The organism is Dyadobacter sp. CY312 (assembly GCF_021390535.1).
Taxonomy (GTDB): Bacteria; Bacteroidota; Bacteroidia; order Cytophagales; family Spirosomataceae; genus Dyadobacter.
Genome location: NZ_JAJUXG010000012.1, coordinates 307,210 through 325,704, shown reverse-complemented (window position 1 = coordinate 325,704; position 18,495 = coordinate 307,210). Strand labels below are relative to the sequence as shown.

General features: G+C 42.3%; 19 protein-coding genes and 1 riboswitch. Of the genes, 10 read left to right on the top strand and 9 right to left on the bottom strand.

The features are described from left to right. Positions 1–66: 66 nt before the first annotated feature. A complete protein-coding gene (locus tag LZG71_RS18190; RefSeq protein WP_233822694.1) occupies positions 67–1,134 on the bottom strand; it encodes a DUF5074 domain-containing protein in 1,068 nt (355 codons plus the stop codon). Between the two features lie 70 nt (positions 1,135–1,204). Then, complete coding sequence (locus tag LZG71_RS18185; protein WP_233822692.1) at positions 1,205–3,112, bottom strand: TonB-dependent siderophore receptor; 1,908 nt, start codon at positions 3,110–3,112, stop codon at positions 1,205–1,207. A gap of 93 nt (positions 3,113–3,205) precedes the next feature. Then, a riboswitch (cobalamin riboswitch) is annotated at positions 3,206–3,517 on the bottom strand. 98 nt (positions 3,518–3,615) lie between these two features. Between LZG71_RS18185 and LZG71_RS18180 the strand changes: the two genes are divergently transcribed. Further along, the gene (locus LZG71_RS18180; RefSeq protein ID WP_233822690.1) at positions 3,616–4,557 is read left to right on the top strand and encodes a DMT family transporter; all 942 of its coding nucleotides are present in this window, start codon (positions 3,616–3,618) and stop codon (positions 4,555–4,557) included. 3 nt (positions 4,558–4,560) lie between these two features. On the opposite strand, the gene LZG71_RS18175 is transcribed toward LZG71_RS18180, so the two are convergent. Beyond that, positions 4,561–4,938, bottom strand: a complete 378-nt coding sequence (locus LZG71_RS18175) for a glyoxalase superfamily protein (RefSeq protein WP_233822688.1) — start codon at positions 4,936–4,938, stop codon at positions 4,561–4,563. A gap of 53 nt (positions 4,939–4,991) precedes the next feature. Between LZG71_RS18175 and LZG71_RS18170 the strand changes: the two genes are divergently transcribed. Continuing rightward, positions 4,992–5,540, top strand: a complete 549-nt coding sequence (locus LZG71_RS18170; RefSeq protein WP_233822686.1) for a DUF255 domain-containing protein — start codon at positions 4,992–4,994, stop codon at positions 5,538–5,540. A 162-nt stretch (positions 5,541–5,702) separates the two neighbouring features. On the opposite strand, the gene prfA is transcribed toward LZG71_RS18170, so the two are convergent. Further along, positions 5,703–6,776, bottom strand: a complete 1,074-nt coding sequence (gene prfA / locus LZG71_RS18165) for a peptide chain release factor 1 (RefSeq protein WP_233822684.1) — start codon at positions 6,774–6,776, stop codon at positions 5,703–5,705. Positions 6,777–6,931: 155 nt separating this feature from the next. Here prfA and LZG71_RS18160 point away from each other — a divergent pair, with 155 nt between their 5' ends. After that, a complete protein-coding gene (locus LZG71_RS18160) occupies positions 6,932–7,531 on the top strand; it encodes a hypothetical protein (protein WP_233822682.1) in 600 nt (199 codons plus the stop codon). A 45-nt stretch (positions 7,532–7,576) separates the two neighbouring features. Next, positions 7,577–8,470 carry an S-adenosyl-l-methionine hydroxide adenosyltransferase family protein gene (locus LZG71_RS18155; protein WP_233822681.1) on the top strand — a complete coding sequence of 298 codons (894 nt, stop codon included), beginning with the start codon at positions 7,577–7,579 and terminating at the stop codon, positions 8,468–8,470. A gap of 79 nt (positions 8,471–8,549) precedes the next feature. Here LZG71_RS18155 and LZG71_RS18150 read toward each other — a convergent pair whose 3' ends face one another. Further along, a complete protein-coding gene (locus tag LZG71_RS18150; RefSeq protein ID WP_233822680.1) occupies positions 8,550–9,428 on the bottom strand; it encodes an aldo/keto reductase family oxidoreductase in 879 nt (292 codons plus the stop codon). A gap of 147 nt (positions 9,429–9,575) precedes the next feature. Continuing rightward, positions 9,576–9,932, bottom strand: coding sequence for a hypothetical protein (locus LZG71_RS18145; protein ID WP_233822679.1), 357 nt, complete (start codon positions 9,930–9,932; stop codon positions 9,576–9,578). Between the two features lie 252 nt (positions 9,933–10,184). On the opposite strand from LZG71_RS18145, the gene LZG71_RS18140 reads away from it, so the two are divergent. Further along, positions 10,185–10,520: a single-stranded DNA-binding protein gene (locus tag LZG71_RS18140; protein WP_233822678.1), complete on the top strand. Its 336-nt coding sequence runs from the start codon at positions 10,185–10,187 to the stop codon at positions 10,518–10,520. 733 nt (positions 10,521–11,253) lie between these two features. Next, on the top strand, positions 11,254–11,709 hold the full coding sequence (gene tnpA / locus LZG71_RS18135; protein ID WP_233822677.1) for an IS200/IS605 family transposase: 456 nt from the start codon (positions 11,254–11,256) through the stop codon (positions 11,707–11,709). Positions 11,710–11,770: 61 nt separating this feature from the next. Here the strand turns inward: tnpA and LZG71_RS18130 are convergent, their stop codons facing one another. Next, positions 11,771–13,252: a xylulokinase gene (locus tag LZG71_RS18130; protein WP_233822675.1), complete on the bottom strand. Its 1,482-nt coding sequence runs from the start codon at positions 13,250–13,252 to the stop codon at positions 11,771–11,773. A 306-nt stretch (positions 13,253–13,558) separates the two neighbouring features. Between LZG71_RS18130 and LZG71_RS18125 the strand changes: the two genes are divergently transcribed. Then, positions 13,559–15,022 (top strand): M20/M25/M40 family metallo-hydrolase, encoded by a 1,464-nt coding sequence (locus LZG71_RS18125; RefSeq protein WP_233822673.1) that lies wholly within the window; start codon positions 13,559–13,561, stop codon positions 15,020–15,022. A 65-nt stretch (positions 15,023–15,087) separates the two neighbouring features. Here LZG71_RS18125 and LZG71_RS18120 read toward each other — a convergent pair whose 3' ends face one another. Together LZG71_RS18120 and LZG71_RS18115 are read right to left on the bottom strand one after the other, a co-directional pair. Then, positions 15,088–15,405, bottom strand: coding sequence for a multidrug efflux SMR transporter (locus tag LZG71_RS18120; protein ID WP_233822671.1), 318 nt, complete (start codon positions 15,403–15,405; stop codon positions 15,088–15,090). A 102-nt stretch (positions 15,406–15,507) separates the two neighbouring features. Then, complete coding sequence (locus tag LZG71_RS18115) at positions 15,508–16,071, bottom strand: Crp/Fnr family transcriptional regulator (protein ID WP_233822669.1); 564 nt, start codon at positions 16,069–16,071, stop codon at positions 15,508–15,510. 286 nt (positions 16,072–16,357) lie between these two features. Here LZG71_RS18115 and LZG71_RS18110 point away from each other — a divergent pair, with 286 nt between their 5' ends. The 3 genes from LZG71_RS18110 to LZG71_RS18100 all read left to right on the top strand — a co-directional run bounded on the left by LZG71_RS18110 (position 16,358) and on the right by LZG71_RS18100 (position 18,446). Then, positions 16,358–16,765 (top strand): GxxExxY protein, encoded by a 408-nt coding sequence (locus tag LZG71_RS18110; protein ID WP_233822667.1) that lies wholly within the window; start codon positions 16,358–16,360, stop codon positions 16,763–16,765. A gap of 121 nt (positions 16,766–16,886) precedes the next feature. Continuing rightward, positions 16,887–17,735 (top strand): 4-(cytidine 5'-diphospho)-2-C-methyl-D-erythritol kinase, encoded by an 849-nt coding sequence (gene ispE, locus LZG71_RS18105; RefSeq protein WP_310587763.1) that lies wholly within the window; start codon positions 16,887–16,889, stop codon positions 17,733–17,735. A 99-nt stretch (positions 17,736–17,834) separates the two neighbouring features. Continuing rightward, the gene (locus LZG71_RS18100) at positions 17,835–18,446 is read left to right on the top strand and encodes a cytochrome c oxidase subunit 3 (protein WP_233822665.1); all 612 of its coding nucleotides are present in this window, start codon (positions 17,835–17,837) and stop codon (positions 18,444–18,446) included. Positions 18,447–18,495: the final 49 nt, after the last annotated feature.

Genomic DNA, 18,495 nt, shown 5'->3' with positions numbered 1-18,495 from the left:
ACCGGATCAAAAAAAACGATCCGCCGGAACATGTCTGACGGATCGCCTTTTTATATTTTTTGATTTTTAACGGAAAACAAATCCAGTTGGATTCGCACCTACTTTTACTGAATCTATAACAGAGCCATCGGTACGGTAGCGAACAGCGTAGCCCGATTGTACGAATGAAGGAGTAACTCCCGCATAAATTAATCCTTGTTTTGGATCAACAGCCAACCCGGTAAAAAGTCGGTCGATAAAAGGAGTTGTTACATTAATCTGCGAATCGTCAATTCCTACTTTATAGGTTTTACCCTTTTGGCTAAAATCAGATGTCAGCACAAAATAAATTGTCCTGCGATCCAGACTGAAAGTAAAATTCGAGGCTAATTTCGCCTGATCCGCTCCTGCGTAAAGTGTTCCTTTTGCATACGTATCCGTGCTCACTTTCGAAATTCCAATTCCTGATCCAACCCAAAGTTTGCCATTAGCATCTATTCCAATTGGCGTTGGAGCTGCATCAAAGGCGACCGTCCTAATGATTTCATCCGTAGTAATATCAATCACAGTAAGGTTTTTCCCATTTGTGAAAGAGGTCGTTCCTATATACAGCTTACCACCATCAATAAGCAAATTTTCAGGCCCCTTGGCAATGTTTATCTTTTTCGTAACCTTATTGGTTGCCAAATCAATAACAGCCACGTACCCTGTTGAATAATTGGAAACATCTGATCCCCAACATGAAACGTATAATTTCGAAGCACTTGCGAAAGCTACTCTTATTGGGTTTTCAATATCAGGAGCACCTATTGTAGCTATTTTCTCCAAAGTATTGGCATCTACAATTTCCACCTTATCCTGACCAGCGGCATTATTGTCAACGGCGATAGCACCAGTTCCATTTAGCACTGCGTAACCCTGCACACCACCTTTAAGGCTTCCACCATTAACTGTTGCATAAACGTCGATATCCCCTTCTCTCTGCTCACGGTTAAAGAATGATAAACTTCCGTTATTATCAGACCAGTTGCCCATTGTCGTTACAAAAACGCCATCAGTATAACTGCCTTTTGGCTTTGGATCGCTCTGGTTACACGACCATGCTATTATGGATAAAGATGCGGCTAAAATCCCCTGGGTAAGTTGTTTTTTCATTTTCATATTCAAATTTAGTGATTCATCCGGTTACTAACCCGGATTGTCGTTGTTAAAGCGTTTTGATGTTTTAATTTTCCTGTACGTTCTTGCTCTGGGACTTGTAACTAAATAGCAAATTAACGGCAAAACTTCTTCCCGGCATGGCGTTGTTGCGAACATTCAGGTAAAAAGTATTTCCAATGTTATTGACTTGCCCCTGAATGCGTACTTGTGTTTTGTTCCAATCCAGAGTGGTTTCAGCAAGCAGGTTTGTCAACGCATAACCTTCCAGAAAAAGGGAATTATCGGTTCTGGTAAATCTCCTGCTTACACCCAATACCTGACAAGACAACCGCACTTTTTGATAGGATACAAAAGCATTAAGATTACCAGAATGAACAGGCACGTATGTCAGCTGTTTACCAATAATATCCACAGCATAAGCGTCGTAAACTTTTTCCTGCGAACTGCGTGTGTAAGTATAACCTGCCCTCGCTCCTGTTTTAAAAACACCAAAGGTGCCGTTCCATCCGCCTTGCGCCTCTAAGCCTCTTGCCAATACTTCCTGCAAATTTTCTACTTTAAAACTTTGTCCAGGATTCCAGTAAGTCCAGTTTTTAATTCGGTTGTGATAACCTGTCAGAGATGCTGTAAATGAGTGGCTTTGGTTAAGTGCAAAACGCTGTTCTATACCAATTTCTTTGTTAAAACCACTTTCCGGTTTGATGTCCGGAGTACCTAGTACCTTCCAATACCTCTCGTTCAGTGTCGGCACACGATAACTTCTCGCCACCGATCCCATTATTTTAAGGTTATAATTCACCCTCCTGATCAACGGATATTCCACTCCAAGCGAGGGCGTGAAAGGTGGCTGATATCTGGTGACAAATGCCTGGCGCAAATTCGCCGAAACCAGTAGTCCCGACATCGACTGCCAGCGGGTGAGCAAAAACAGGTCTCCCCTGTTTTCCGTAATCTCCGGTTTTTCATAACCTGTAACCCGCGTCCGGAAATGAGTCCAATCTCCTCCTGCTTTCACCTGAATACTACCTACTGAGCCAACATTCCAGTGAAAATCCTTTTCTACTCTGCCTGCAAGTTTATCCGTAACGGCATGGTCAAGTGTCGAATAATCTCCCGTGGCATAATCCAGAATATCCCGCACCCAGGATGTGCGCACAGAGAAATCTTTCCATTGATACCGCAGCATCGTCCTGTAAGCCTCGGTCTGCGTGAGCTCTCTACCTGCCAAATTGCGTGGGTTCAGAGTGAGTTCGTTACTTGTGAGCCACACATGTGCAGAAATCTCATGATTGTTTTTTGACTTGAAAAAAAGATCCTGAACCAATCCCTTCTGAAAACTTTCGGAAGGTAGCAGACGGGCATCGCGACGGGTACTATCCGGGAATCGATTTTTCATGCTGCCGTAATAGGCAGAGGTTTTACCTGATAAGCCCCAATTTTCGCTCAACGATGTTCCATATTGCGCAACGGCTTGGGTTTGACTGTTATTAAAACTTTCCTGTTGTCTGCCAATGGCTACGTTCAGACCATGAGCAGGTGCAACACTATTTAATAAAATGCTCCCCCCAACAGCATCCGTCCCTACAATACTCGCCGCAGATCCATACTGAACGGATACCTGATCGAAACCAGCCACGGGTATGGTAGAAAAATCGGATTGTCCCAGCGTGGGGGAATTTATATTTAAACCATTCCACAAAACAGCGGTATGATTGGCCGAAGTGCCTCGAAATGAAACCGTGCTCAACTGTCCCGGACCATAGTTTTTAAAAGCAATGGCTGTGTTGTACAAAAGCAAATCTGCAAGATTCTGAAACCTAAACTGGCTCATTGTCACAGAATCAATTTTCTGAACTTTCAGACCACTCATAAACCGTTCGGGTACAAATCCCTTAACAACAACGGGCGCAAGCTGGATTGTATCTTTCTGAGCGATCAGTTTTCCGGGTATGGAAAATCCTATCGCTGTCATGACAAACAGACAAACGCGGCAGCTTTTAAACACAACGAATAATATACATGGACAACTTTTAAGATTGCTGCATGGTATTTCCTCCGAAAACCGATTGCTTTGCATTTTTCTGGCAGGTCTCCTGGCTTCGTCCTATGATCCTGGGCCTTCCCGGGTACATAATTTTGAATGATTTAATGATAGAATGATAGACTGGGTCGCCCGAGCTATGACGCATCGCAAGCGGCTTATTCTATCATTCAAAATTCACTCATTCTATCATTATAACCCAGTGGCTATTGAAGTATGGATCATCCTTTTACGGACTTACAGTTGCGGGGACAGCTCTCGCTTTTAACGAAATTCCCTATTAAGCCAATTCCCCGGACTGAGCCGGAGCATGGCGCCAAAACGTCACAAAAGTAATGAATATTAACCTGATTTCTTTACGGCCGCAGTTCCCCACACCCCAAGCCCGCCACCCTCTGCTCCTAAATCCCTATCTTTGTTAAAATTTTGCAGCTTTGATCACGCCTGTCTCCAACCGAATAGCTTTCCCCGAATCCCAAAAAGGTATCCTGCTCATGCTCGGAGCAGCGTTTTTCTTCTCGCTGACTTCCGCAATCTCCAAACATATCGGCAAGGAATTTCACATCGTACAGCTCGTTTTCTTCCGGAATATTGTTGGTGTTGTATTTATTCTTTCAAGTATATGGAAGCGTCCGTTTGAACAAAAAGGTGGAGGAAAACTTGGACTGCTTATTTTTCGGGGTGTTGTAGGAACACTATCGTTGTACCTGCTTTTTTATGCAATCCAGACATTAGGATTGGGGCGCGCTTCTACGTATCAATACACCTACCCCATTTTTCTTGCATTATTTTCCTGGCTCGTAATTGGCGAAACATTAAATCAAAAAGAATGGGCAGCGATATTTATTGGTTTTGCGGGAATTCTGCTCGTGTTCCGTCCGGACCTTTCACTTTCCTGGCGCGATAATGTGCTTGGTCTGGGCAATGCAGTGCTTACTGCCGTTTCCTATTTATCCATCAGGCAACTTGGTTGGGTTTATGATTCCCGCGCTATCATTCTTTCATTTATGTTGAGCGGAATTGTGATGCCTGTTTTGTCGATGCTGGTAGGAACTTATTATCCGATCGAAGGACTGGATTTTCTGATCGGGACCTTCCGGTGGCCGGAAAATATCTGGCATTGGCTGGCTTTTCTGGCTCTGGGTTTAACGGCATTGTTAGGCCAAAAAATGCTGACACAGTCATTCACCTACGACAAAGCTGGCCGTGTCGCCACAGTTGGTTATTCCAACATACTGTTTTCCACCCTCATCGGATTCTTTATGGGAGAAGCCATCCCTTCCCTTTCCATGCTAAGCGGCATGGTGTTGATTGTATTGGGCGGGGTTCTGGTTTCTCTGGCAAAGAGTAAAACACCATTGGAGGATAAATCCTGAGTTTTATTCCGTATCCGTATGAAGCCTTTCATTGAAAACCAGCCGGTTCATAAATGGATCTACTACGGTAACCGAAATTGAATCCCACGGTTCTGTCTGCAATCCGGGTCGATTGTATTTATACTGCTTTTCGTTGAGCTCCTTATGAAATTCTCGTACGCCTTCACATTCGATAAATACTTTGGCTCCGGGCGTAGAATCTCCATGATGTTCAGATAGGTGTAACACAATGCCATTCAGCGAAATTTGCATGTAAAGCGGTGCATTGTCGTCGAATCGATGTGTCCAGTCGATGGTGAAACCCAGCCAGCCTACATAAAATTCAAGTGCTTTCGCTTCATCAAAAATTCTCAATATTGGAATAACCTGACTGACTTTCATGGCTTTAAAATTATTTTCTTTTCATATTTGTTAAGCAAATAAAGAAAAACAGCATGAAAAATCGATTCTCCGCTTTTATTATTTTCTGTGTAACACTGGCAACGCTCACAGGTTTTACTTCCGGTTCTGAAAAACGTGCAGATGAAGGTATTAAGTGGCTTACTATTGAAGAAGCTTATGCCAAAATGCAAAAAGAACCGAGAAAGATTCTGATAGATGTATACACCGACTGGTGCGGCTGGTGCAAGGTAATGGATCGGGAAACCTTCAAGAATAAGGCTGTGGTAGAGTATATCAATAAAAAATACTACGCGGTAAAACTGGATGCCGAGCAAAAAGGCGCCATTACATTGGGTGACAAAAAATTCACCTCGCAGGGTCGTACGCATGATCTTGCTCTCGCATTGACCAACAACCAACCCAGTTACCCGACAACCGTATTTCTGGACGATACATTTCAGATGATTCAGCCGCTACCGGGTTATATGAAAGCCAAAGAGTTTCATGAGGTGATTACTTTTATTGGTGAAAATTATCACAAAAAGGAAGCATTTGAGACTTACAAAGCAAAGACTTATCCAGGGTTGTATCCTGCGAAATAATCTATGTTCAACCCTTTCTGGGTTGATTGGCGGGGCAGACATTTATTAATTCCCCGGAATGTATCCGGGGCTATTCACATTAAAGCCTTTCAGGCTTGCTATCGCTATAAGCAAGCCTGAAAGGCTTTAATCTCTCTTACATGGGCAGCACCCGTGGAGCTTTTATACCGCTTCTCCTTCCTGCATGCGCTCTGCATTCTCGGCAATACGCAGTCTTTCGATAAATTCGGCAATGTCTCCCTCCATTACGGCCGGAAGGTTATAAACTGTGTAACCAATGCGGTGATCGGTGATACGGCTCTGCGGATAGTTGTATGTTCTGATCTTGTCGGAACGGTCACCGCTGCCTACCATGGACTTACGCTGAGAACTCACGGAGTCGTTGTGCTCTTTAAGTTTGATTTCGTACAAACGCGAACGAAGTACACTTAAAGCTCTTTCCTTATTTTTAAGCTGTGAACGTTCATCCTGGCAGCTCACCACCAATCCCGAAGGAATGTGTGTAAGACGCACAGCTGAATATGTGGTGTTAACCGACTGTCCCCCAGCACCGGACGACATAAATGTATCAATCCTGACATCCCCCATATTGATCTGTACATCCACTTCTTCCGCCTCTGGCAATACCGCTACCGAAGCAGCAGAGGTATGAATACGTCCCTGAGATTCCGTCTGCGGAACCCGCTGTACACGATGCACACCCGACTCAAATTTCATTTTGCCATATACATCCTCCCCCTCAACCTTGCAGATAATCTCTTTGTAACCACCATTTGTACCTTCGGTAAAATCCATGATGGATGTACGCCAGCCCATCTTTTCAAAAAACCGCTGATACATACGGAACAAATCACCTGCGAAAATCGCCGCTTCATCTCCTCCTGTACCACCACGAATTTCGAGAATGACGTTCCTGCTATCATTCGGATCTTTTGGAATGAGTAATTCCTTAATTTCCTGTTCAAGAATTTCCATTTTAGGATTCAGCTCATTGAGCTCTTCCTTGGCCATTTCCCTTAAATCCTCGTCCTTCTCGTTATCTATCAGTTCCTTGGTTCCTGCAATATCCTTTTGCAGTTTTTGGTAAATGGTATATTTATCAACGATCTTACCCAGGTCTTTGTATTCCTTGCTTATTTTGGAATAGCGGGCAGAATCTGAAACGATTTCAGGCTGTATTATTTGTTGCGAAACCTCTTCGAAACGTTCCTTTATAGCTTCTAATTTATCTAACATATATCTTGGCAATAGTCATTTGGGGCACAAAGATACGTAATATTCAGTTTTGAATTCTGATAGGGCGAACGATTGAATCTCAACCTGAGTCGAAATGCCTCTTTGGATTTGAAATAGTCCCCTTTAAATTCCGTTTTCCTTCTTTATATTGCATCATGATGAAACACTCAATATCCGGATTTGTGAAACTTTCTGCTTTCGCTGCCATTATTCTTGCAACCGCCTGCCAGTCCAAACGCCTGGAAAATACCAAAGAACTTTCGAGAGAAATCAAAGCATCTCAAATTAAGCGTGTTACCAACACCCAGCTCATTTACACAGTGGATGAATGGGGAAAGAAAATCTCGCAAATTACCAGCAAAGCACTTCAAAAGGAACTTGTCGCTCACCCCGAAAAAGCTGGGGTAATCTGCAAGGATGTATCTCAAATAGCCATTATCAATGCCATTCAAAAGGAATATGGCGTTCAAATTCAACTGTTGGGAGAGGCGGATATCAAAAATCCGTCAATCAACACCAAGGAAAGAGAGCTATTGGAAGCTTATCTGTATAGCGCCAAATCAAAATCGGTGGCCAGTGACAACGTGCAATTGCTGAACGACACTTTACTTGTCTACAATGTACCAGTTGCAACCGAAAGCCCTATTTGCAAACAGTGTATGCCGGATCAGGAAACTCCGTTTGCAGTATGGAGACTACTTTTTGATAAAAAAGAGATTATCCGGAAGCTCGATGCGAAGGCTTTGAAGGAGTAGTAGAATATCAATATCCGCTTTTTGCAGACTATCAATTATTCTGCCATGAAAAAACTCATTACAGTTATTTGGTTATGTCTTTCCGCCGGAAGTGCAGTTTTGGCACAAAATAATATCCTCGTTTTCCAATCCGATTTTGGTTTGAAAGACGGTGCCGTTTCTGCCATGAAAGGCGTAGCCGCGGGAATTTCTCCTGATATCAAAATGTATGATGTCACGCACGAAATTCCTGCCTACAACATTTGGGAAGCGTCCTACCGACTGGCACAAACGGCTTCATACTGGCCAAAAGGGACTGTATTCGTTTCGGTGGTCGATCCGGGCGTTGGCACTAGCCGCAAGTCGGTGGTGTTACTTACCAAATCCGGCCATTATTTCGTTACACCAGATAACGGAACACTCACCCTGGTGGCGGAACAGTTGGGTATTCAGGAGGTCAGAGAGATTGATGAGGCAAACAATCGCAGAAAAAATTCCGGTGAATCATACACCTTTCACGGAAGGGATGTGTACGCATTCACCGCCGCACGTCTGGCTTCAAAAGTAATTACGCTCGATAAAGTAGGACCGAAGTTACCAAACGAAATTGTTTCCATCCCGTACCAAAAACCTTCATTTTCTGACGGAAAAGTAAAAGGAGCCATTCCGATTCTGGACATTCAATATGGCAATGTCTGGACCAATATCGACAAACAGACCTTCAACAAACTTGGAGCGAAAACCGGGGATCAGATCAAAGTTGCTGTTTTTAACGACCAGCATAAAGTTTACGAAGGTATGGTAACGTATGTCAATACATTCGGAGACGTGCAAGAAGGTGACGATGTGGGCTATTTCAACAGCCTGCTCAATTTTTCACTGGGAATCAATATGGGCAGCTTCTCCGAGAAATATAAGGTTTATAGCGGAAATGAGTGGAGTCTTGTTATCTCAAAATGATTATTTCCTAAGAAAAGGTTCACCCCAAATATGAGTAATAAAACTCGGGATTATGCATGAGCATAATCCCGAGTTTTATTTAATCTTTTTTAGAAACGTCATATATCTCGTACCAATCCTGATTACTTAACCTGATGGCAGATGCGCTTGCAGCATTACGAATCCTGCTTTCAGATTGTGAGCCGATAATGGGCAAAGTTCCCAGTTTCATAAGCCAGGCCACGGCAGTTTGTTCGATATTGGCATCGTATTTGGTACCAATTTCCTGCAATTTCGCTCGCAGTTTCACAGCATGTTCGTCGGTTCCGTTTAGAATCTTCCCTCCCGCCAATGGCGCCCATGCCAGAGGTTTGCTGAAACACTGTTTTATATAGTCAATCCGGCCATCTTCAATAGCCGAAGTATTCATCAGGTTTAATTCGATGTGATTGGTCACAATCGGGATCCGCAGATAGGACGCCAGCAACTGGTGCTGAAAAACTGAAAAATTGGTAACACCAATATGCTTTGCTTTACCCGACTTCACCACTTCTGCCAACGCACCTGCGGTTTCCTCCGGATCCGTAAGAAAATCACTACAATTGAGCAAAAATATATCCAGATAGTCCGTCTGCAATCTTTTCAACGAGCCGTTGATGCTATTGATGATGTGATCGCGGGAAGTATCATAATATTTCAGGTTACCGTTTTCAGAATGCCTGATACCGCATTTACTGAAAAGCACGATGTCTTCACGCTTAAAAGATTTGTTGCGGATAATTTTCCCGAAATGCTCTTCTATTGTGAAATCTCCATAAACATCGGCGTGATCAAATGTATTGATCCCGAGTTCAAGACAGAGGTTTATCGTTTTTTCGATATTGGCAGTGGTAACAGAACCTTCGTCGGTCCATCTCCAAAAACCATAGATGGCCTCAGATACTTTTGGTCCGGAATCACTTAAACTAACTTTTTTCATGCGGCGGTTGTTTGAATCAGACTGCAAAAATAGCCTAATTTTACAAATATGGCGCTGTTGCCGGTCAGCTATTGGCTTTTAGCTTCCAGACCCTTTAAAATGAGATACTTGCCATTAAATTTTCAGTTTAACAGTTCTGTAACTTACCTACTTTTCCAGCCTTTTATCTTTCACGATCAAATAAAAATCGTTATCAAGTTCCAGATAACCATAGTCGTATACGAAGTGGTAAATATTCCCTTTTTGAGTGGGTCGTACACTGGTGATGAGATTAAAGTCGAATCCCTTTGCGGTTAAAGTACTCTTGGTTGTTTTTGCCTTTTCCTCGGGACACAGCTCTTCAAGTACCCTTCTGTTCTTCCGAAGCTGGTTGTTCATGTTTCTGATCAGGTTATAAGAATCAGAGTTTAACCTGTTATTGTAGCTGTTGCGGCACATATCCGAACAAAACTTCTTATCCACTCTGCCCATCAGTGGCTTACCGCACTCCAAACAATCTGCCATGGTAATTTCAGTTTTATTTAAGTCTAAACGACTTAAAATATTTGTAGATCAAGTGTTTACGCAATATATAAAAATTCCCAATCCCGCTAACATCAAATAGTAACTTCCATTTGCAAACGGGTGCAAATGTTTTTATATGACTGTAAATAGTTAAAAACCGAATAATGTTTTGACAACCCTACACCTTTGTCAGGTCGATTCGCAACGAAAGAATCCAAACTTAATCATTCAACTTTTTAAACTATTACAGACATGAACTCAGTAAAATTAATCGGAAATGTAGGCCGCGAAATCAATGTGAAAGAATTTGAAGGCGGCAAAGTAACCACGTTCTCGTTGGCAACAAATGAAAGCTATGTGAACAAAAATAAAGAAGAAGTTAAAAACACCGCATGGCATTCCATTGTGGCGTGGGGGCAGCTTGCGCAACGCTGTGAAGCCTTATTGGAAAAGGGGAAAACAGTATCTGTGGAAGGAAAACTAAACTACCGCCAATATCAAAATAAAGAAAACCTGACTGTAAAGGTGGTAGAAATTGTCGCCTTTAAAGTGGAGGAAGTTGTAAAGGGTCAGGAAGCAAAGGCGTGAGAGAATTAGATTCCATGAATCTGTCTCCTCACAAGACGTTCCTAACGGAACGAAAATGCGCTAATGGTGTGTATTTTTCTACCGACAAGATGTTCCTATGGGAACATGACGCAGAGCCAAGCAAAGTTTTGTTGTCAATCCAATTTCCAGAATTATGTCCCTTTGGGACATCTGGTCGGTAGAATATTTCGGTAAAATGAGTCCCCTACGTTCCGTTAGGAACGTCTTGTAAAAAACATGAACAATCAATTATGTACACGCCAATTTGCGATAGACGAATGGTAGATTGAGTCGCTCGTGTCATGTCCCTTAGGGACATTTCGTCGGTAGAACATTTCGATACAATTTTTCACAACGTTCCTTCGGAACGTCTTGTGAAAAACACGTTGTATGCCAATATATAATAGCAAATCCACGGCCAGTTTGTGTCAAAGAAATACCGATGGATTGGAATATTAATTTCGTGTGCCTTGGTAACGTCTGGTTGTATTTAAAGTGGAATAAGATATCCGACTCCTCACTAAACGTTCCTAACGGAACGAAAATGCTCTATCCTTTATAGCTTTTTCTACCGACCAGATGTTCCTGTGGGAACATGGCACGGATATATGCAAAGTTCAAAAATGAATTGAAATTCCGGAATTCATGTCCCTTAGGGACATCTCGTCGGTAGAATATTCCGGTAAAATTATTCACAACGTTCCTTCGGAACGTCTTGTAACAACGCATCACCATGGCAAATACATACACACAAATCCATATCCAATTTGTATTTGCTGTAAAATACCGCAAGGCACTTATCAAACACGAATGGAAAGAGGAACTTCACAAATTCATGACAGGTATCTTTCAGCAGAACGGACATAAAATCCTTCAAATTAACAGCATGCCCGACCATATTCTTGCCGGAATACGACCAAGTCAATCAATTTCATTATTGATTCAGAATGTGAAGACGGAGAGCAGTAAATGGATTAAAAGTCAAGGTATAAGCAAATACCCGTTTTCATGGCAGGAAGGTTACGGCGCATTTTCTTACGGAAAAAGTCAGATACCAAATGTTATCCGCTACATTCAAAATCAGGAAATCCACCATCAGAAGGAATCCTTTTTAGATGAATACAAGAAATTTTTAACGGCCTTTGAGATTGACTGGGAGGAGCAATACATATTCAGAGAGCTGGAATAGAGCTTCACTATTCATATTTCCTGATAACATGCGAAAGACGCATGTTATCAGGAAACTGTTTTTATCCTTTAAGCAAAGCCTCTTTCCATTTTCCATAAGCGTCATTCGTTGCTTCTGTTAATGACGAATTCGGTTCGATGGTTTGTAAGGCAGATAGTCCGGTGAAGGCATCTTCTCTGGTTTTATAGTAACCAAGACCAAAACCTGCTGCACGCGCTGCTCCCTGTGCTCCATCTGTATTGATAAGCTCTACGGTTGCACCAGAAACGTTGGCGAAGGTCTCACGGAAAACTGGGCTCAGGAACATATTCGCTTCCCCTGCTCTGATATTTTTAAGCGAAACTCCAACCGTTTCCATAATTTCCATACCGTAGTACAAGGCAAATACGATTCCTTCCTGTGCGGCACGCGTCCAGTGGCTAAGACCATGACGACTAAATTGTAACCCTTTAAAAGTTGCTCCCGGATCCTGATTTTCCAGCATACGTTCGGCTCCGTTACCAAATGGCAAACACAACAATCCATCAGAACCTACGGGTGCTTGTGCAGCAAGGTCGTTCATTTGCGGATAGGACACATTTCCCTGCATCAATGAATTGCGCAACCAGCCATTGAGACTTCCGGTTCCGTTTACACAAAGCAAAACACCATAACGGGACGCCTTCGAAATCGGGTTTACGTGAAGAAAAGTATTGACCCTTGATAACGAATCAAATTTGATCTGATCACTTACACCATATACAACACCAGACGTACCTGCTGTTGCTGCTACCTCACCCGGTTCCAAAACATTCAATGAAAAAGCATTATTTGGCTGGTCACCTGCACGATAAGTTACCGGCGTACCTTGTTTCAAACCCAACGCAGCAGCAGCTTCCGCCGTAACTCTCCCCTGCTCGGCAAAGGTTGGCAACACTGTAGGCATTAAGGAATGATCAAAACCGAAGTGATCAAAAAGGAAATCAGCAGGACGCTCATTCACAAAATCCCAGAAAATACCCTCAGATAATCCTGATGGCGTTGTCACAATTTCTCCCGTTATTCTTGCCGCGAGGTAATCTCCCGGCAACATGAATTTATATACTTTGGCATAAACATCGGGTTCATTCTGCTTCACCCAACCCAGCTTGGAAGCTGTAAAATTTCCGGGCGAATTAAGCAAATGAGGCAGTACGTATTCTTCTCCAATGGCTTCCATCGCCTGGTTGCCTACCTCCACAGCACGGCTGTCGCACCAGATGATAGAAGGACGGAGCACATTCATGTCTTTATCCACAACCACCAGTCCGTGCATCTGATAGGAAATTCCGATAGCACCAACTTCATCAGGTGAAATTCCTGCTTTTTTCATAACCGCTTGCGAAGCCAGACAAGCATTTTCCCACCATTGCGTTGGCTGTTGTTCAGCAAAACCAGGCTTGGGAGCAGCAATAGTCATTTCCTTTTCAGGGTAAAAAGCAGAAGCAGCCACCGCTCCGGTATCTGCATGAAGTAAACAGGCTTTAATGGACGAACTGCCTAAATCAAATCCCAGGAAATACATATTTATTGTTTTAATTGTGATTAAACATCTATGAATTTTTAAAGATAAGTCCTAAAACCTTCAAAAATGTTCCATTAAGGTAAGATTTATTCCTAATTAAGTGTAAATATTACACGTATAACACTTTTCCGTGGCTTACATGACACTGATATCATATAAGTGTTGGAAAATTAATATATTTAAAAAAACTTTTTTACAAAGTTATTGAGACTATTGGAATCTATTTGAAGTCTAAATTGTGTTAATCCAAGGGGACGTTATTCCCTCACTATACCTGATATGGCGTTGATTGCTAAAAACCTTTTTATGAAGAAAGTTGTACAATTAGTTTTAGTTAGCTCCTTCCTGGTTCTCTTCTCAGGTTTCAAACCCGGAGACAAGAAATGGGAAAAACCATTTTCCCGGCTGAATTCTGAAATCAGAAAAAACAGCAAAGCTTACGAGACCCTGGAAAACGCCACCAAAACAATTGGACACAGGCTTACAGGAAGCAGCAACGGAGCAAGAGCAGAAGAATATGCTTACAAACTCTTAAAAAGTTACGGATTTAGTGATGTAGTATATCAACCCTTCGAGGTGGAAGCATGGATGCGCGACACCGTGACATTGAGCATTGCTCCCGGAAGCAGCGATAATTTCCGCGATGTGGAAGTAGTAGCTCTCGCCCATTCTCCCGTCGACGCGAAAATTCAGGGAGAGATTGTGGATGTAGGAAATGGCCTGCCTGAGGATTTTGAAGCAGTTAAAGAGAAACTTAAAGGAAAAATCGCCCTTGCTAACATTGGGCTAGTGGGTGCTCCCGGTAAAAAAAATCTTCACAGGTCTGAAAAAACTGCGTTAGCTATTCAGTATGGTGCAATTGGTATTATCATGGTTAATGGGGCACCAGGCAAGATTTTACTCACCGGAACAGCGTCTGTAACAGGTGCAATTATATCCATACCGGCGGTTTGTATCTCGAACGAAAGTGGTGACGAAGTGCGCAAATGGCTGAAAGAAGAAGCACCATTGGAAGCTAATATTGATATGCACAACATTTCGAAGCCTATCAGAGCCAGGAATGTTATTGCTACCCTGAAAGGAAAAACAGATGAAAAAGTGATTCTTGGAGGACATTTGGACTCATGGGATCTGGCGACAGGTGCAATTGATAATGGAATTGGCTCTTTTGCCGTAATAGATGTCGCACGTGCATTCCGCGCATTGAAGGTGAAACCTGAACGTACAATACAATTCGTTCTCTTTATGGGTGAAGAGCAGGGCTTGCTTGGTTCCAAGCATTTTGTGGAAGAACTGAAAAAGTCAGGATCACTTGACAAAGTGAGCTATATGATGAATCTGGACATGACCAACGATCCAAAAGGAGCAAACTCCTTTGGACGTGAAGAAATGACAGAATTCTTTAAATCGGTGGGTAGCGCTGTACAAAATGTGGATCCTGGCTTCAAAAACGAGCTTCAAAACCGTGCAGGATTACATAGTGATCACCAGCCGTTTATGCTTGAAGGGGTACCTATCGCAGGACTTGCAGGCCAATTGACACCGGAAGTGTTGCAATGCTACCATGCAGATTGCGACGATTTCAGTCTGGTTGACAAACAGCAACTTGAAAGCACCGTTCGTATCGCATCAATGTATCTGTATGCACTTTCGACATCACCAAAGCTTGCTGTGAGAAAACTATCAGACACTGCAACGAGAGATTTCCTCATATCGCAGGGACTCAAACAAGAGCTCGTCATTGGGCAAGAATGGCGTTGGGGGAAATAAGATGAAATATTAAAACAAAAGCAGGCGATCCTTACGAACCGCCTGCTTTTGTTTTTGATCAACACTTACTTCGCCACCACTTTCAACCCTATTATTGATCCGATTAGAAGGAAAATGAAAAATATCCGCCAAAAATCAGCTGGCTCTTTGTAAAGAACAATCCCCATTAAAACAGTTCCAACTGCTCCGATGCCAGTCCAAACCGCATAAGCCGTTCCAATCGGGATGGTTTGAATAGCCTTGTTGAGTAAAATAAAGCTTGCAGTAATACAAATCAGAAATCCAATACTCCATTTGGTATTACTGAAATTGTCTGAAAGTTTCAGACAGGTTGTGAAGCCAATTTCAAAGGCCCCTGCAATAATTAATATGATCCAGGCCATGTTATTTATGTTAATCGTCGTAAAATTCCGCCTCATGATTTCCTTACAAATCTCGGGCTTTGAGACATCAATAAATTTTACATTTGTTAAAAAAACAGGGCATTATCTTTTCCCGGCCCGGATTCGGCTGAGTGTAACCTGACTTACACCAAGATATGAAGCAATATGCCCCAGCTGAATTCTTCGGATCAAGTCCGGAAAATCTCTCACAAATTCTTCATATCGATCTGCAGCAGGTTTAAACTGTTGATTGATAAACCTCTCGTCTGCCTTTATCAATTCAGACTCAGCAAACCTTCTTCCCCAGTTCGCCATCCTCACATCCCTCTGATAAAGCTCAATGAGTGAAGAATAAGGAATTTTGTACACAACAGATTTTTCCAACAGCTCAATACTTTCATATCCGGGTTCATTGGAAAAATAACTTTTCAGAGAAAGCAATACATCCCCTTCTACTCCAAACCAGAATGTTACATCACGGTCCTCATTGGTCAGATAGGCTCTGGCAACACCTTTTTCCAGAAAAAACAACGAACGTTCCACCTTCCCCTCTCTGATGAGAATATGCCCCTTAGGAAATACTTCCTCTTGCAATAGCGGAATGAGCCGCGCAAGCGTTTCGCTACCGGCACCCAGACTTTCTATTTTTCGGATCGTATTTTCCACAGGGATCTACTTGAAGATATTGATCAAAAGTATGAACTGTTCCGAAAAACGTGTGAAAAATTATTTCACCACAAAAGAAACAAGAGTAAACAAAAGGAGATTTTCCGGCGAAGATATAGGGAAGTAGTAAAACCAGAATCTGATGCAATGCGACCACTTTTGATGTCTTTGGTTACTCTTTGTGGTAAAATAACTTTTTCGTACGTATTGTCAGAATCACCATTCGATCAAAGATCCTAAAATGTGACTTTTTGATTCGTTTATGGTTTCAACATAAAAAAGCCTTATGTCGAAAACTTATCTAAAGGAACTGACGTACGAAATTAATGGTGCGGCAATTGAGGTTCATAAGTCACTTGGACCAGGACTACTCGAAAGTGTTTACCACAGATGCCTGAATCACGAACTTAACTTGCGAGGAATTACATACATGTCTGAAATCATAGTACCTGTCAAATACAAGGGGATCGATATTAGGACAGAATTACGTTGCGATCTGTTGATTGAAGAAATTTTGTGTGTTGAATTAAAATCTGTTGAAAAGACCCTGCCCATTCATGAAGCACAACTAATGACCTATATGAAGCTATTGCAGGTTCCCAAAGGAATAATGTACAACTTCAATGTCGTGAATTTGTACAATGACGGTCAAAAAACCTATGTCAATGACCTTTATTGGCAAATGGATGAGTGATTTTTGAACCGCGACATGAAATTATTCACCACAAAAGAAACAAGAGAAAACAAAAGTAGATTTTTTGGCCGAAGATATGGAGAAGTAGGGAAAACCCGATTCTAATACAAAGCGAACCCTTTTGATCTCTTTTGTTACTTTTGTGGTAAAAACGAATCCAATGCTTGTCTTCCCCAATGCCAAAATCAATATCGGGTTAAATATTGTTGAAAAGCGACCCGATGGATTTCATGATATTTCCTCTTGTTTTTACCCCGTTGGCTGGTCGGATGCGCTTGAAATTACAATTTCAGATAGACTGCATTTCACTGCGGATGGCATTTCTATACCTGGAAATACCGACGATAATCTTTGTATCAGAGCTTATCACTCGGTGTCGGCTGACTACGATATTCCACCGGTGAATATTCATTTACTCAAAGCTATTCCGATTGGAGCGGGCCTTGGAGGTGGATCATCCGATGCCGCATTTACGATCAGCGCGCTGAACCAACTTTTTGATTTACATATATCTGAAGAAAAACAGCTTGACTACGCACGTAGATTGGGAAGTGATTGTGCTTTCTTTATTTTGAACAGGCAAAAATATTGCCATGGAAAGGGAGATCAGTTCGAAAATATTGATCTGGATCTTGCAGGAAAATGGATCGTAATGGTGAATCCCGGAATACATATCTCTACGGTGGAGGCATATGCCGGCGTAAAACCAAATGCGCCTGAGACAGATCTGAGGGAACTATTAGGAAAGCCCATATCGACCTGGAAAAATGAAGTGAAAAACGATTTTGAAACTTCACTCTTCCCTAAATACCCATTCTTACAGGAAATTAAGGAAGATTTATACAAAAAAGGAGCTTCCTATGCAGCGATGAGTGGATCAGGCTCGACTTTATATGGAATTTTCGAAAAAGAAATTGATCTGTCCGGGCAGTTTCAGCGTTACAATATCTGGCAGGGAATGTTAAATTAACTTTATTCTTGCAGTTAGTACTCAGTAGGGAACAATAATCCAGCTATATTCACTCCCTACTTTGGTTCCAAAAAAAACACAAAGGATTGAGACACAGGAATGAGCACGAAGCCATCTACAAAAGAACAAGAAAACGCACTTTCCAAAAGAAGGGAGCCTCTGGGCTTTATGCTTTGGCTGGGAGTGGTGGGTAGTTCGCTTCTGTTTACCACCATTTTTGTCATCTATCTGTTTCGGATGCATCAGGATACCAGCCATTTTATAGCACTTCCGGACATGTTCTGGCTTAGCACACTGGTTATTTTGTTCAGCAGCATTACACTACACGAAGCTAATCTTGCTTTTGTTCAGGAGCGATTCCTTCATTACAGGGTTTTTCTCGGAACAACCTTTATACTCGGAGTAACTTTTATGCTTCTTCAGGTGAGCGGCTGGCTGGAAATGATCGAGTCAGGGGTGTTGGCAAGTACCGATAACTCTGCCGGATTCGTATACCTGCTCACAGCACTACATTTGGTACATATTCTGGCTGGCGTAATATACCTCTTGATCCTGTTCAGGAAAGCGATCAAAAACAGGACTTATGTTGATTCGTTTGTATACAGTGTCAATCCCCCCAACAGGCTGCGTCTCAAATTAATGACCCGTTACTGGCACTTTGTAGATGCCCTTTGGCTGGTGGTTTTTATATTTCTGGTATTGCTATACTAGTCTTGGACCAGGGTTATATTATGTTGCCACTAAGCCTCTAAGTCACGAA